A 15,030-nucleotide genomic window follows, 5' to 3' on the forward strand; every position below is an offset into this window, starting at 1 on the left:
GGGTAGGGCACGGAGCACTTGGTGGGGTCCACCGGGGTTCAGGACTTCTGGGGGTAGGTCGATGGGTTCGCCGCCGAGCGGAGCGCACGGCGGTGAGGCGCAGCCAGACGTGTTCACGGGGTATCGCGTTGCAGGGCTGGCGCCGGAGGAGACGCCGAGCCTGAGTCGTCCGCCGCTGAGTAGGTCGGCGGTGGCGGCTTACTCGGCGAGCTTGCCGGGGTCTTCGCCGGCGAGCGGGATCACCCCGGCGCCCAGGCCGATCGGGCTGGTCCCGCGTGCGGCGGCGAGGAGCGCGAAGGGTGCGGACAGGGTGCGTTCGTGCATCTATCTATTCAGTTGGCTAGAAGTGGTTGGAAGAAGCGCGGGCACCACTAAGGAAGCGTTGCCGTAGGGGCCCGGGTGCGAATGTGGAAGTCAGGACTCAGCGACCGGGAAGGTCGCAGCGCTTGGTCTCGGATTTCAGGTCTGCGAGCACGGCGTGGAGTTCGGCGATCCGGCGTTCGGCGTCAGCGATGAGGTGGTCGGTCAGTCGCTGCCAGTCCTCGGGTGTCGGCTCATCCGGAACATCCTCCAGCACCTTGGCGATCTCCTGCACGGACAACCCAACGCGCTGGGCCACTCGGGCCACGCGAACCACGCAGGGAACCCAGGGCTGGTAGCGGCGCTGGTTGCCGGAGGTGCGCTGTGACTCGATCAGTCCTTGCCGCTCGTAGAACCTGATCGCTGAGGTTGCGGTGCCGCTGAGCTCAGCCGCCTCGCCGACCGTCAGCAACTCGGGGGCGTGAGTCTCGATGGTGGTCATGGTTCCAGCATGGCTTGACTTCAACCAATGTTCAAGTTCTAGCGTCGTGGGTATGAAGATGAATCCGCGCCAGCGTCTGGCCCTGACCACGTTGCTGCTGCCGGTAGTGGTGGTGTCGATGGATCTCACGGTGCTCTATCTCGCGGTGCCGTCGCTGAGTGAGCAGTTGCGCCCGTCGGGTTCACAACTGCTGTGGATCATGGACGCCTACGGGTTCGTCCTGGCTGCACTCTTGATCCCGGCGGGCAGGCTCGGGGATCGCATCGGACGCCGCCGCCTGCTCGTGATCGGGGCGGTGCTGTTCGGGCTCGCATCGTTGGCTGCCGCGTTTTCGACCTCAGCCGGGTGGCTGATCTTCGCTCGCGCGATGATGGGAGTCGGCGGTGCCACGCTGATGCCCTCGACGCTCGCACTCATCCGCACGACGTTCACCGACGAGCAGCAGCGTGCTAGAGCCATCGGCCTGTGGACGGCAGCGTTCGCGGCGGGCGGTGCGCTGGGGCCGGTGGTCGCAGGCGGACTGCTTGAGTTCTTCCCCTGGGGGTCGGTGTTCATCATCAATGCCCCCGTCGTGGCGCTCCTGCTGCTCGGGTTGCGGCTGTGGGTGGCGGAGTCTCGCGCCGAGGCCTCTGCGCCGTTGCCCCTCGTCGGTGCTCTGATCGGTCTCGCGTTGGTCGTCTCGGCGATGGCGTTGCTGAAGCAAGCAACCTCCGGCGGCTGGGGTGTGACCGAGTGGCTGCTGCTCGCTCTCACGCTGGCAGCGGGTGTCGGGTTCGTGTGGCATCAGCGCCGCGCACGGCATCCCCTGATCGACCGCGACCTGATCCGCGTGCCCGGCGTCAGGCTCGGACTGCTGATCGTCGCGGTCGGAATGTTCGCCCTCACCGGGCCGAACATGTCGCTGGCCCAGTACCTGCAACTCGTACTCGGCCTCTCTCCGCTGCTCGCATCACTGGCGATGATCCCGATGGCCGTGTTCGGCATCGGCGGCGCGATCCTGGCCAGCGTCCTCATCACCCGGCTATCGAAACCGCGCGTCATCGTCCTCGGGCTGGGTGCCGCAAGCCTTGGCCTATTCGGTATCGCCTTGGCCACCCCCACGCAGTCACTCGTCTTGGTGCTGCTGAGCGGTGTCGCACTGAGCGTTGGCGTGACCGCGTTTCTCTCCCTGGCCACTGACCTCACCGTCGCTGCCGCGCCGCCCGATCACGCGGGGTCGGCTTCGGCGCTCTCGGAGACCAGTTCCGAACTCGGCGCAGCGCTGAGCATCGCTGTCCTCGGCACTGCCGCCTCGGTGGTCTACCGCAACGGACTCTCGCTTCCGTCAGAGCTAAGTGCCAGCGATGCCGAGCAAGCCGGGCAGTCACTCCAGAACGCCGTCACAACTGCCGACACCCTTCCCGAAACGGTCGGGAACACGCTATTGGAGGCGGCGCAGTCGGCTTTCAACGCTGGACAGTCCACCATCACCGCCGGTGCCGCCGTCCTGCTCCTGGCGCTGGCCTGCGTCGTGATGATGACCAGCAGGGGCAGGTCTCTGAAAGACGGACAACCTCCCTCACCAGCGCCAGCGAACGCTGGCGAACGGTCTGCCGATGGCTAGTCGTTCATCCCACTCGCGGTTCAACGACCGCCCTTGACTTCAACATATGTTCAACCCTCAGTCTGGAGAAATATGACATCACCGAGACCACAGCCCACCGAGCAACAAACTGCTCCCGCACCCGCTCAGAGCCGGATCGCGGTCATCTCTTCCAGCATTCGCGACGACCGTATGAGTCCGAGCATCGCCGACTGGGTGCTGACCTCCCTGGCCGAGAATCACGGCATCGAGGTCGATCTGATCGACCTGGCTCAGATCGCACTGCCCGATGACAACCTGCTCTCCCCAGGCGGCGGACCAGCGACAGAGGTAGGCGAGCGGATCGAGGCGGCTGCTGCATTCGTCTTCGTCACCCCGGAGTACAACCACTCCTACCCGGCGTCGCTGAAGCGGCTGATCGACTGGCACTACACCCAGTGGAAGTTGAAGCCCGCCACCATCGTCGCCTACGGCGTACACGGCGGATACTCGGCGATTGAGCATCTACGCGGAGTGCTGGCCGAACTGAACATGGTCACCACCCGCCGCTGTCTCGGACTGCCCGCCCCGTGGGAGGCCGTAGACGATGCCGAGCGCTTTGCACCGAGCGAGACCGTGGCCAAGGCGCTGGAAGGTGCCCTGGCGGAACTGGCTTGGTGGGCCGACCTGCTTACCGACGCCCGCGCCCACCATCCGTTTCCCAACTGAGCGCGGCGCTATTGCCGCGATCCGAGCATTCACAGAGGAGCTTCCCCATGACCGATCAGCGGCACCAGAGTCCATCCATCTCGATCAACACGTTCACCGCTGTTGAAGGCGGCATCGACGCACTGACTGTCTTCCAGATAGCCGAAATGGAGGACATGAGAGCAGAGGCCACCGCGCACGGCTGGCTGGGCAACGAGGTCTATCGCTCAGACGACGACACCAGCCTGATCGTCCTCACCCGCTTCCGATCCGCAGAGGCTAAGGAGAACTGGGCGCAGACGGATCGCTTCCGACGGCACTTCGAAGGTCTCAAGCCACTGATCCAGAACGGCACATCAATCCCCGTGACCTTCGTCGTGGCCCATGGCCAGAATCTCTCACCCCAAGACTCGACAGATTGGCCCTGAACTCAGGGCATGTCTGCGCCCTCGACTCCGCACAGCCCGGTGTTGCTTTGAGGATGGTCGTCGGCCCACCGGTCCTAGCCGCTGCAGCCGTGGGCGGCGCCTTCGCCACCGTTGCGTTGAACGTCGGTGCCGTCGTCGGACCCATCACCGACCGCCTCGCTATCGAAGCCATCGGCGTGCGCGGCCCGGTCTTCATCAGTGCGGTCCTGGTGATTCTCACCGTCCTCCTGTGGCGCACCGTGTCAATGCTCTCGCGCCGCGGCGGGCCGGCACCAGTAGCTCGATAGCCAGTTGGTCGATCCTCGATGACCGGCGCTTCGGTACCACCACGAGCTGGGACCGTGAGGCGCGCTAGCAGCTTCGGGCACAGGCCGGACCAGCCGGGGAACAGTCAGCCGGGGCCGAGATCGTGAACGACGGCGAACCACTGCAACGGTGCCCAGAGCGGTCAGCGCTCGATGAGGCCACGTTTGCGCCCATCGTGGCACGCTCCACCACCGTTTCGTCGGCGCGGCCACCAGTCGCCTACGACTGCGTGAAGCTCATCTTCGTCCGGTACGGTTCGTCGATCCTGCTCAGCGAGTTCGGCGAGCGCCACGTCAAAGTCGGTGATGTGATCGCACTGGCTGCGAACACGCTGTGCGGGAGCGAGCCCGAGGGGTCGATCACCGTCACAACGCTCTATCTGGATCGGGACTATGTGACCGATCAGGTGTTCTGGCAGCACGCAGGGCTCTTGACCGACAGGCTCGACGCCCAAGACTTCACCGCTGAACTGTACTCCGACCCGGCGCAGATTCTCCGCCTCGGCGAGGAACGTGCTGGGATGCTCATGCCCTGGCTGGATGAACTGGTGGCTCTGAGCCTGGACGGACCATCACCGGAACGGTTCTACCGGATGCAAGCGCTGCTGTTCGCGGTCCTGGACGTGATCGCGCCCTACGTGAAGACCACCGCGGTGCGCCGCTCGCCGACCCAGCGCAGGACGGCGCACCCGAGTAGCCCGCGCCACCGTAAGTTCGTGCCCCTGCGGGAAGAGGCGCGAGAAGCCGTCGAGTTGCTGCGTGCTGATCCAGCCGGGCGGTGGACACTCCAGGGTCTGGCCGAGGCGGTGCACTTGTCGCCTTCGCAGCTCGGCCGGGTCTTCGTCGACGCTTACGGCAAGACCCCGATGACGTACCTGGTGACCATCCGCGCGGAGCAGCTCGCCCGGTTGTTGCGTGAGACCGACCTGCCGATCGAGGAGGCGATGCGACGGGTCGGCTGGTACAGCCGAGGTCACGCTGCTCGGATGTTCCGCCAAGCCGTGGGCGTCACCCCGGCCCGCTACCGCGAACTGAGCCGACAGAAGACTGCCGCCTGAGAAGGCGCGGGCGATACAGATCGCCGCAACGCCGATACAGGTATCCGCATCATCGCCGGCCTCGGCGCCCGAGACCGCTGAGGGGCTGATAGTCCGGTACGGACTCGTCGGGTTCGCCACACGCCTGACGGTCACGTCATCCGTTGTCCGTCTCGTCATTGCTGGTGATCCCGGCGCACCTGGTGGTCACCGGGGCCTGGTTCGGCCCGGTGCTCAGGGTATCGGAGGACACGACGATGGCGACAACACGGGAGCAGGCCAAAGCCGCGCGGGAGGCGAAGCTCGACGAGCTGCACGAGCGTCTGACCGGTGCGGTCGAACAGCTCGTCTCCGATGAGGACTGGGCGCGGGCGCTCGCGTTCGCGGCACGGTTCAGGGCAAGATCGTTTTCCAACACGCTGCTGATCTGGGAGCAGCACCAAGGTGCTTACGAGGCTGGGCTGGTGCCCGAGCCGTTCCCGTCGTATGTGGCCGGGTATCGGCAGTGGCAGGGCCTGGGTAGGCAGGTGCAGAAGGGCCAGTCGGGGTATCAGATTCTCGCGCCGGTCACCGGACGTTTCGCCACCGCCACCCCGGCGGATGCTGAGTCGTGGCGGCGCCTGGGCAAGGGCGAGAAGCCTCGTGCCGGTGAGGTCGTGCGCACGCGGATGGTCGGCGTCCGGCCCGCCTATGTGTGGGACGCCTCCCAGACCGCCGGCGACCCCATCCCCGAACCACCGGCACCGAAGCTGCTGGAAGGCCAGGCCCCGGCAGGGCTGTGGGACGGGCTGGCGGCGCAGGTCGAGGCAGCCGGGTTCACGGTGCTGCGAGTGCCGCACGAGGGCATGATCCACGGCGCCAACGGCATGACCGACTACACCGCGAACACGGTCGCGGTGCGGGAGAACATGGACCCGGCCGCGCAGGTCAAGACCCTCGCCCACGAACTCGGCCACGTCCTCCTCCACGGCCCCGATCAGGACGAGGCGCGGCAGCATCGCGGCATCGGGGAGGTCGAAGCCGAGTCCGTCGCGCTGATGGTCGGCGCCGCGCACGGGATGGACACCAGCGGTTACACGATCCCGTACGTCTCCACATGGGCGGCACGGGTTGATGGCAAGGAGCCGGTGGAGGTGGTCAAGGCGACCGGGGAGCGGGTCCGCAAGACCGCGCTGACGATCCTGGACCAGCTCGACACGACGCAGGTCGGTGACGGCACCCCGCCGGGTCTGGACCGAGACGCGACCCGCCGCGACGCAGCCGCGCAGGCATCGCCGGTGCCGGAGCCGGCTTCGCCGCGGCGGACGGCTCCATCGCTTGAGCCGGCCGCGCGACCCGCCGCGGTGTCGGCGGTCGTGGGGCGGGGGCTGTGATGATCGAGCACGGAGTCGTTTCCTCGGTGCTGCTGCGGATGAACGCGGCGTGGCCGCTGTCGGCCGCCGCGCGGGAGTTCGCCCGTGCGGGGGTGCCGGTCTTCCCCTGCGCACCGTGGGGGAAGCGTCCGGCCACCGGACACGGGTTCCACGACGCCACCACGGACCTGGATCAGATCGAGGCGTGGTGGCGGCAGTCGCCGGGCGCGAACATCGGGGTTCCGACCGGCGCCGCCTCGGGCGCGGTCGTGGTGGATGTCGACGTGCACGGCCCGGTCGATGGGCGGACCCGTTTCGATCGCGCCGCCCGTGCCGGGCTGGTGGAGGGGTGGGAGCTGCTGGTGCGCACTCCCACGGGCGGGATGCACGCCTACTACCCGGCCACGCCCGGCACGGAGCAGCGGTCGTGGCAGGCGGCACGTGCTGGGATCGACTTCCGCGGCGACGGTGGCTACATCGTCGTCCCGCCCTCGGTCCGCTCCATCGAGGGCACCACAGTCGCCTACGAAGTGGAAACGATCAACACCGGCCCCGCCAGCAGCACGCTGGATGCGGGAGGGCTGCGGGACTTCCTCGACCCCCGCCCCACACCGCGCCCCGCGCCCGCGGGTCTGGATCGGGGTGCCGATGTATCGCGGCTGACAGCGTGGGTCGCTGCCCGTGATGAGGGCGAGCGGAACCGTGGACTGTTCTGGGCGGCGTGCCGGCTCGCGGAGAACGGGCTACCTGCGTCGGAGGCGCTCGATGTGCTGACCGCGGCCGCCGGTCACGCCGGGCTCGCCGAGCGCGAGATCACCGCCACGGTCCGCTCCGCCTACCGCACCGTCCACCCCACCCCCGCCCGGCGCGGCGCACACGATGGGTCGTCGCCGGCGCGGGGTGAGCCGCCGCTGGCCGCGGACGGCTGGTTCGACCGCAACACCAGCACCCGCCCGTCGGCGGGGTCGTCGAGGGTGCGGGGGCTGTGATGACCACCCCGATCACGAGCAGCACGGTCGCGAGCAGGGCGGCGGGTCGCCGCTGGGCGGTGGTGACGGCGGTGTCCGGGACGGTGTTCATCGCCGCCGGCGCCTTCTGGCTGTCCTTCACCGCGTTGGCAGACCTCGCCGCCAGGTCCGGGATCGGTGCCGGGCAGGCGTGGGCGTGGCCGCTGATTGTGGATGGCATCATCGTGGTCGCCACCGTCGCCGTCGTCGCACTCGCCGGCCAGAAGACGGCGTGGTATCCGTGGGTGCTGCTGATCGGCGGCGCCGCGGTCTCGGTGACCGCCAACGCCCTCCACGCCGTGGTCGCCGCCGACGCCGACGTACCGGGCGTGCTGGCCGCCGCAGTGGCGGCGGTGCCGCCGGTGGTGCTGCTGGCGATCACCCACCTGACCGTGATCCTCACCCGACCACTCCCAACAGCCGCTGAACTCGACACGGGCGCAGTCGACCGCGAGCAGCTCGCGCCCGTGGAGCATCCGACGCAGTCGCCTGTGCCCGTCGAAGCCCCGGCGGAGAGTGCCGCAGATGGGGACAGCGCGCCAGTTGCCCCGCCACCGCCACCGCAGGGGGTCAACTCACGCCTGCGGGCCGGCGCCACGAGCTCGGATCGGCGTGAGCGTGCCGCGAGGCTGCGTGAGCAGGGGTGGTCGAACAAGCGCATCGCCCGCGACCTCGGCGTGCACCCGTCCACGGTCGGCCGCTGGTTCACGTCCGCGCACCTTCCCGACAAGCAGACCGTCGAGGAGGCGAAGACACCATGAATACCACAGACCAGGCCCGCCACCAGCATGAGCGCCGGCAGAACGCACCCGAGCCGACCAAGGACCACTCGGTCCCGGAGGAGCCGGAGAAGGCGGGGACGCCGGAGGCGGTGCAGGCCGCCAAGGTCGCCCAACGCAACCGTCCCGACAAGGCCACGATCGCGGATAGCGCGCGGCGGGCGCGGAGTGTGGAGTGGATGCGGCCCACCGACCTGCTCGCCCGCCAGTCCGCGGCGGTGGCGGGGCGGGGTATCGACTTCGAGGTCGAACTCGCCCGCCGCACCCGCAAGCTCACCAGCCGCGTCACGCGCGCCAGCGGCCGCGGTCTCGGCAAGGCTGGCAAAGCCATCAGTGAGCGGGCGCGGCGGCTGCCCGATGTTTCGGAGTTCGGCCGTAGCAGTCGGCATCAGTCGTGGGTGTCTCGTTCGGGGATCGGGCTGGGGTGACCTGAGATGCGCGCCCCCACCACAACGTCGCCGACGCTGCCGGTGGTGTGGGGACGTGCGCGCACCTCTCTGTCAGGAGGTGCCAGACCATGACCACGACCACCAACCGACACACTCCCGGCGGCACAACCGGGGAGGACTTCGCCACCAGCAACGGGCTCCGCACCCTGCTGCACCGGCTCCACGACGCCGGGCCAGGCTCGTGGAGCCATGATCCGACGGCCGCGGAGCTGATGGCCCACACCGCGACCAAGTACGAACCCCTCGCCCGCAAGCACGGCCTCGACCCGTGGGAAGCCGCCAGCGCGGCGTTCAAGGTGATGATCACCCGCGCCGCCCGCGAAGCACGCGACCCCTGGGCGGTGATCACGCACGCGGTGCGGATCACCTGCATCTTCGAAGAACGCGCCCAAGGCCTGCTCTGCTCGGTGCATCAGGCTCGTCGTCCGCACGTCTCGGCGTTCCACGATCCGGAGCGGTTCTCCGACCGGGAGAACGCGTTGATGGACTATCACCCGGCCTTCCAGATCACCGACCCCCACTACCACGCCACCGGCGACGCGGAGACGGACGCTGGCGGGGCGGGCTCCGATGATGGTGGGCGCGGTTCGGATCGGGCGTGCATGTCCGCTGGGTCGGCGGCCGAGGACGCCATCGCGCTGTTCACGCTGCTGGGCTGGGACCCGGCGACCGCCCGGGCCGGGGTCGAGCATGTCTGCGTCGCGTTGACCAAGACCGGCACCCGCCAAGCCGCCTACGAGGCGTTGCGGCGGGACAAGCACGCCCGCGCACTGCTGGACGTACCGCGTTCCTCGTGGACGGCGCTGCTGCGCGCCTTGTTGGGCAACCCGCACCCCGCCTACGCCGCTACGACCGCGGGGCGGGGTGTGCTGTTGCGGCTGCTGATCGGCGAGACCCTGCCGGTGCTGCTGCGCGATGACGACCTCATCCTGACCATCTCCCTGGCCGCACCCGGCACCCATGAGGACCCCGACGATTCTGGTGGTGGTCGGTCGTGACCGCACCGGCCGGGTACATCGAGCTGGAACGCACCGTCGACTCGATCCGGGTCGGGCGCCGACACCGGACCGCGTTCGGCAACATCGACGAACTCGCCGCCTCGATCGGCCGGGACGGGCTGTTGCAGCCCATCACCATCACCCCCGACGGAGTGCTGGTGTGCGGGGCGCGCCGGTTGGCGGCGATCAAGAAGCTCGGCTGGCGCAAGGTCAACGTCTGGGTCCGCTCGGGCATCTCCGACCGCCTCGGGCACCTGCTGGCCGAGCAGGACGACAACGTGCTCCACAAGCCGCTGACTCAGATCGAGGCGGCCGCTCTGTATCGGGAGCTGAAGACGCTGATGGCCGAGGACGCCGACCGCAGGAAGGCAGCGACCCAGTTCAGTGCCCAGAATCAACCCGGCGCTGACGGTCCCGCAAATTTTGCGGGACCGTCAGGAGCGTTGGGCGAGGCACGTCAACAGGCGGCAGCGATGATCCCCGGTGGTGCCTCGCACACGACGTTGGAGAAGATCGGCTACCTCCAGAAGATCGCCGAAGACCCTGCCCAGCCCGCCGCGCTCCGGGCACAGGTGAGCGCTGAGCTGGAGCGCATCGACGCCGGGGCTCCGGTGCATCCGATCTTTGAGGCGATCCGCGCCGCCGGCCAGAGCGCGCAGGCCGAACGTGAGACCGACCTGCATCAGCTCGCCGCCGACGCCCTCGCCCGCGCCAAGCAGACGAAGACCGGTAAGCGCCCGCTCCGGCCCCGACCGGTCACCGACGACGGCGAGCCCGCCCAGTACCCGGTGCGGGCATTCGTGCTCACCTGGGGCGAGCTGGACGGGTGGTGGAGGCACTACGACGTCGAACATCTCGCCGCTGAGCTGAGCGATGAGCAGATCGAGTTGTTTCTGACCACCGTCGAGGGAACCAGCCGCTTCGCCGAGGAACTGCGCGCCCTGCGCGACCGCGACACTGCTGACGATGAGCCGGTGCCGGCCCGCGTGCATCTGCGCGCCCTCTGACGGCCACCCTTGACCTGCCTCGGTTGGTGGTGGGAGTGCACCTGGTGGGTATGAAGACTCCCGACCTCTCCGAACCTCGTACCCGCCGCCGACTCATCGCCGCCCTCACCGCGGCGGTCATCGTCCTCGTGCTGGCCGGTGTCGGCGTTTACGGCCTGCTGGTCGGACCACCCAGCCCGGGCCGGGACGATGACGGCGGCAGCCCTGAGCCGAGTGTCACCGCGCCGTCCGATCCGGTGCCCACGACCACGCCGCGGCTGCCGGCGGTGCGGGCGTCGGACGATCCGCAGACCTTCGCCCGCAACGTCGCCACCGTGCTGTTCGAGTGGGACACCGCCAGCGGGTTCATGCCCCTGGACTACACCAGCGTGGTCCTCGATGTCGGCGACCCCACCGGCCAAGAGCAGGCGGGGCTCGCCTCGGACATCGCCTCCTACCTCCCGAGCCGGGATGCCTGGCTGGAGCTGCGGCAGTACGCCACCGCCCAGCACATCACTATCGACAACGCGTTCGTCCCCGACGCGTGGGCGGCCGCGGTAGAGCAGGCCCAGCCTGGTCAGCTTGGCGAGGGCACGGTCGCGGTCACGATCGAGGGCACCCGCCACCGCACCGGGCTGTGGAACGACGAGCAGGTGACCTCCGAGCACGCGGTGGCGTTCACGGTGTTCGTGGTCTGCGGCCCGACCTATGAGACCTGTCATCTGCTGCGGCTGTCCCAGCTCGACAACCCCCTCCGATAGGTCGGTGACGCGTTGTGTTGAAGAAGCTCGCCATCGCCGCCCTCGCACTGGTCTTCCTCGCGCCGTCGCTGGTGCTGATCGGGATCGGGGTGGTGATGAACCCCGCCCTGACGGCCACCGGCTCCTGCACCATCCCCGGCGGCTCGAACGTCACCGTCGGGGACGTCCCCGACGAACTGGAGGTCACCACCGCGAACGGTGAGACGTTCACGCTGAACCGGACCCAGCTCACCCATGCCGCGACGATCATCGAGAGCGGCAGCAGCATCGACGGGATCACCCGCGATGGGCTGGTGATCGCGCTCATGGCGGCACTGACCGAGTCCACGCTGCGGATGCTGTCCAACACCAGCGCCTACCCCGAGTCCGCGGACTATCCCAATGACGGCGACGGCTCCGACCACGACTCCCTGGGCTTGTTTCAGATGCGGCCGCAGTCCGGCTGGGGCACGGTCGCGGAGCTGATGGACCCCGTCTACCAAGCGCAGGCGTTCTTCGGCGGCCCCACCGGACCCAACCACCCCTCACCTCGGGGACTGTTGGACATTCCCGGGTGGGAGGAGATGGACAAGGGCGAGGCCGCCCAAGCCGTCGAGGTCAGCGCGTATCCGGACCGGTATCGCAACTACGAGCCGGTCGCTGAGACCATCCTGTCCACCCTCACCACCACAGCGTCCGGCACGGACGCGTCCGCCGGCGATGCTGTGGTCCCGGCTGCCCAGACGACAACGGCATCCACGTCGCGGGTGGTGTTCCCGATGCCCGAGGGCACCTGGGTGCTCACCAGCGAGTACGGCCCGCGAGTGCATCCGATCACTGGCGAGGACTCCTTCCACACCGGCACCGACTTCGCCGCACCCGACGGCACACCCCTCCTGGCTGCCGCGGACGGGACCGTGACGGTGGCGGAGTTCTCCGGCGGCTACGGCGGCCTCATCGTCATCGAACACACCATCGACGGCGACACGGTGGCCACGGCGTATGCGCACATGTGGGAACACGGCATCCACGTCGCCCCCGGTGACACCGTGACGGCTGGTCAGCACATCGGCGACACCGGCAGCTCCGGCAACAGCACGGGGCCGCATCTGCATTTCGAGGTCCGCCTCGGCGGCACGAACGGTGAGCACACCGACCCCGCCGCCTGGCTGAATGCCCACAACGCCGCCGACCTCCCCGAACCCGAAACCGGAGCGCCCAACGGCGACTGCGACACCAGCAACGGCACACCCGGCGGTGACCCGGACCCCTCGACGGCGAACCCGACCGCCTGGTCGACGATCCGACCTCGGATGGGCAGATCACCGCGCGGATGCTGCACCTCTACACCCAGACCATCGCCGCGTTCCCCGACACGAGCTGGGCCTGTTACTCACCCCGGCCCGGCACCGTCTCCGAGCACCCCCTCGGGCGCGCCTGTGACGGGACGTTCGGCAACGCCATCGGCGAACACCCCACCCCGGAGCAGCGCGAACTCGGGTGGGAGGTGACGAACTGGATGCAGGACCACGCCCAGACCCTGGGCGTGGAGTACCTGATCTGGGACGGCCTCATCTGGTCCCTGGCCCGCGATGCCGAGGGCTGGCGTCCCTACGACGGCGGCGGCATGCACGACCCCGACAGCATCACGGGCTCGCACGCCGACCACCTCCATGTCACCGTCCGGGCGGGGAGCTGAGTCGTCATGGACGTGTTCCCCAACTTCGAAGGTCTCGGTGGGATCGGTGACCTGCGTGAGGTGATCGGTGCCCTGCTCACCTTCGTGCTCATCATCGCGGTGCTGATGCTGATCATCTGCATCATCGTGTGGGCGCTGTCGACCGCGAACGGCCATCACGCCGCTGCCACCAAAGCACGTGTCGGCGCCTGGACCGCCCTGGGCGCAGCAGTCCTCGCCGGGGGTGGCGTGGCCTGGATGAACTGGCTGATCGACCTCGGCCAACAACTCTGAACACACCCCATTCGCGGACCCCTTCATGGTCCCGACTGTGTGGGGCGGGCGGTGCACCTGATCGGCGAGACCCACTGTTTCGCCGACGCCCCGAAGGAGCACCCCGCCATGACCGTCCTGAGCCTGCTCACCGAAACCACCGCCACCGCCACCGCCTTGCCGATGGTGCTGCCGGCCAACATCGACATCAACCCCAACGACTCCGGACTTCCCGGCATCAGCCAGCTCCGCACCATCGTCGGCGCCGTGATGACCATCGGGCTGATTCTGTCCGTCCTCGCGCTGATCATTTCGGCGATCGTGTGGGGCTTCGGCGCCAACTCCTCCAACCCGCACCTGGCGGGCAGGGGGAAGGTCGGCGTCCTCGTGAGCTGTGGCGCCGCCGTCATCTGCGGCGCCAGCGTCACGCTGATCAACTTCTTCTGGGACGTCGGCCAGCAGGTCTGACCCCACCCACTCGACTCTGCTTCGTGAAGGAGTGATCTGCGGTGGGTGTGTGCGATATCCCCCTTGTCTCAACTGTCTGTGACACCGCCGGCGAGGCCGCCGCCTCGCTGGTCTCCGCTCCGTTCGACTGGCTCGCCGGCGCGATGGGCGCCGCCGCCGGCTGGTTGTTCGAGGCCGTGTGGTCGGTGTTCGACACGACGACCCTGGTCGACGTCACGTCGCCGGAGTATGTGGCGGTCTACAACATCCTGTTCGGCATCGCGGTGTTCGTGATGCTGCTGTTCTTCTGCCTCCAACTCATCACCGGACTGATCCGCCGCGACCCCACCGCGCTCAGTCGTGCAGCCCTCGGCCTCGCCAAGTCTGTGCTGGGGTCGTTCGTGGTCATCACCCTGACCGCGTTGCTGTTGGAGATCGTCGATCAGCTCTGCATCGGGATCATCCAAGCCGCCGGCGAGACCACCGAGTCGATGGGCGACAAGATCACCCTGCTCGCCGCAGGGCTGGTGGGGATCAACATCGCCGCACCAGGGGTCGGCGCGATCATCACCATCTTCCTCGCCGGGCTGGCGATATCGGCCGCCACCATCGTCTGGCTCAGTCTCTTGGTCAGGAAGGCGCTGCTGCTGGTCGCGATCGTGCTCGCCCCGCTGGCGTTCTCCGGCGCCTCCTGGGATGCGACGAAGGGGTGGATCAGCAAGTGGGCGATGTTCGTCATCGCCCTGATCGTCTCCAAACTCGTCCTGGTCGTGATGTTCCTCGTTGCCATCACCCAGGTGTCGGCACCGATCGACGGCGACCTGGCCTCCGTGGCGGACCCGATCGCCGGGATCGTGCTTATGGCGATGGCCGCCTTCGCCCCCTACATGACCTACAAGTTCCTGAACTTCGTCGGGTTCGACATGTACCACGCCATCGGATCGGAGCAGGACGCCAAGAACGCCCTCAACCGCCCCGTCCCCACCCCCTCCAAGCCCGGCGGCAACGGGAACGAGCCGAAGAAGGTGCTCGACGGCGGTGACGACAAGTCCGGTGGAGGCGGGAGCGGCGGTGGGGGTGGAAAGAAGCCCCCGGAGCCGAAGAACCCGAAGCCGCAAGCATCCAGCGGCACCGCTGGCTCGGCCGGGGCCGGTGGCGGGAAGGCGGCCGCGAGCAGCGGTGCAGGTGCTGGGGCTGGGGCTGCAGCGGCGGGGCCCGCAGCAGCGGCCGTGGTGGCGGCGAAGGTCGCCAAGGACGCCGCGACCGCCGGACCCAAGGCCGGCAAGGCCCTGGGCAACCAGGGCGAGACCGCGGCCGACTCCGCCGGGCAGACCGGCAGCACCCCGCCGTCCGCGCAGGCACCCCCGTCGTCGACGCCTCAGCCCAAGGCGCCCACTGGTGGGGCGTCGGGGACGGAGGCGCGTCCGCCGAAGCAGCCCCCACCGCCGGCACCAAAGCCGACAGGGAAGGAGTGAATCCG

At 68.6% G+C, this 15,030-nt stretch carries 16 protein-coding genes and 1 pseudogene; 15 read left to right on the plus strand and 2 right to left on the minus strand.

The window, feature by feature from the left end:
- Positions 1 to 198: 198 nt before the first annotated feature.
- Positions 199 to 324 carry a hypothetical protein gene (locus IEW13_RS17665; RefSeq protein WP_255662369.1) on the minus strand — a complete coding sequence of 42 codons (126 nt, stop codon included), beginning with the start codon at positions 322 to 324 and terminating at the stop codon, positions 199 to 201.
- Between the two features lie 97 nt (positions 325 to 421).
- Positions 422 to 802, minus strand: a complete 381-nt coding sequence (locus IEW13_RS09285; RefSeq protein WP_188550658.1) for a MerR family DNA-binding transcriptional regulator — start codon at positions 800 to 802, stop codon at positions 422 to 424.
- Positions 803 to 854: 52 nt separating this feature from the next.
- Between IEW13_RS09285 and IEW13_RS09290 the strand changes: the two genes are divergently transcribed.
- From IEW13_RS09290 to IEW13_RS09360, 15 genes and pseudogenes are all read left to right on the plus strand, one after another.
- Positions 855 to 2,405: an MFS transporter gene (locus tag IEW13_RS09290; RefSeq protein ID WP_188550659.1), complete on the plus strand. Its 1,551-nt coding sequence runs from the start codon at positions 855 to 857 to the stop codon at positions 2,403 to 2,405.
- A gap of 72 nt (positions 2,406 to 2,477) precedes the next feature.
- Positions 2,478 to 3,092, plus strand: coding sequence for an NADPH-dependent FMN reductase (locus tag IEW13_RS09295; RefSeq protein WP_188550660.1), 615 nt, complete (start codon positions 2,478 to 2,480; stop codon positions 3,090 to 3,092).
- Between the two features lie 47 nt (positions 3,093 to 3,139).
- The gene (locus IEW13_RS09300; RefSeq protein WP_188550661.1) at positions 3,140 to 3,499 is read left to right on the plus strand and encodes a putative quinol monooxygenase; all 360 of its coding nucleotides are present in this window, start codon (positions 3,140 to 3,142) and stop codon (positions 3,497 to 3,499) included.
- 535 nt (positions 3,500 to 4,034) lie between these two features.
- Complete coding sequence (locus IEW13_RS09305; RefSeq protein ID WP_229586863.1) at positions 4,035 to 4,862, plus strand: helix-turn-helix domain-containing protein; 828 nt, start codon at positions 4,035 to 4,037, stop codon at positions 4,860 to 4,862.
- A gap of 236 nt (positions 4,863 to 5,098) precedes the next feature.
- Positions 5,099 to 6,214, plus strand: coding sequence for an ArdC-like ssDNA-binding domain-containing protein (locus IEW13_RS09310; protein WP_188550741.1), 1,116 nt, complete (start codon positions 5,099 to 5,101; stop codon positions 6,212 to 6,214).
- A complete protein-coding gene (locus IEW13_RS09315) occupies positions 6,214 to 7,182 on the plus strand; it encodes a bifunctional DNA primase/polymerase (RefSeq protein WP_188550662.1) in 969 nt (322 codons plus the stop codon). Before IEW13_RS09310 ends, IEW13_RS09315 begins: the two co-directional genes overlap by 1 nt.
- Positions 7,182 to 7,961: a DUF2637 domain-containing protein gene (locus IEW13_RS09320; RefSeq protein WP_188550663.1), complete on the plus strand. Its 780-nt coding sequence runs from the start codon at positions 7,182 to 7,184 to the stop codon at positions 7,959 to 7,961. The genes IEW13_RS09315 and IEW13_RS09320 overlap by 1 nt, the downstream gene beginning before the upstream one ends.
- Complete coding sequence (locus tag IEW13_RS09325) at positions 7,958 to 8,407, plus strand: hypothetical protein (protein ID WP_188550664.1); 450 nt, start codon at positions 7,958 to 7,960, stop codon at positions 8,405 to 8,407. Before IEW13_RS09320 ends, IEW13_RS09325 begins: the two co-directional genes overlap by 4 nt.
- A gap of 89 nt (positions 8,408 to 8,496) precedes the next feature.
- Positions 8,497 to 9,426, plus strand: a complete 930-nt coding sequence (locus IEW13_RS09330) for a hypothetical protein (protein WP_188550665.1) — start codon at positions 8,497 to 8,499, stop codon at positions 9,424 to 9,426.
- On the plus strand, positions 9,423 to 10,433 hold the full coding sequence (locus IEW13_RS09335; protein WP_188550666.1) for a ParB N-terminal domain-containing protein: 1,011 nt from the start codon (positions 9,423 to 9,425) through the stop codon (positions 10,431 to 10,433). Before IEW13_RS09330 ends, IEW13_RS09335 begins: the two co-directional genes overlap by 4 nt.
- Positions 10,434 to 10,483: 50 nt before the next feature.
- Positions 10,484 to 11,173, plus strand: coding sequence for a hypothetical protein (locus IEW13_RS09340; protein ID WP_188550667.1), 690 nt, complete (start codon positions 10,484 to 10,486; stop codon positions 11,171 to 11,173).
- A 14-nt stretch (positions 11,174 to 11,187) separates the two neighbouring features.
- Positions 11,188 to 12,851, plus strand: a pseudogene (locus tag IEW13_RS09345) (M23 family metallopeptidase).
- 6 nt (positions 12,852 to 12,857) lie between these two features.
- A complete protein-coding gene (locus tag IEW13_RS09350; RefSeq protein WP_188550668.1) occupies positions 12,858 to 13,124 on the plus strand; it encodes a DUF6112 family protein in 267 nt (88 codons plus the stop codon).
- 162 nt (positions 13,125 to 13,286) lie between these two features.
- Positions 13,287 to 13,571 (plus strand): DUF6112 family protein, encoded by a 285-nt coding sequence (locus tag IEW13_RS09355; RefSeq protein ID WP_370658518.1) that lies wholly within the window; start codon positions 13,287 to 13,289, stop codon positions 13,569 to 13,571.
- Between the two features lie 41 nt (positions 13,572 to 13,612).
- Entirely contained in the window at positions 13,613 to 15,025 is a 1,413-nt protein-coding gene (locus tag IEW13_RS09360) for a conjugal transfer protein TrbL (protein WP_188550670.1), read from the plus strand.
- The last annotated feature ends 5 nt before the right edge of the window (positions 15,026 to 15,030 follow it).

This window comes from Sediminivirga luteola (genome assembly GCF_014639315.1).
Taxonomy (GTDB): domain Bacteria; phylum Actinomycetota; class Actinomycetes; order Actinomycetales; family Brevibacteriaceae; genus Sediminivirga; species Sediminivirga luteola.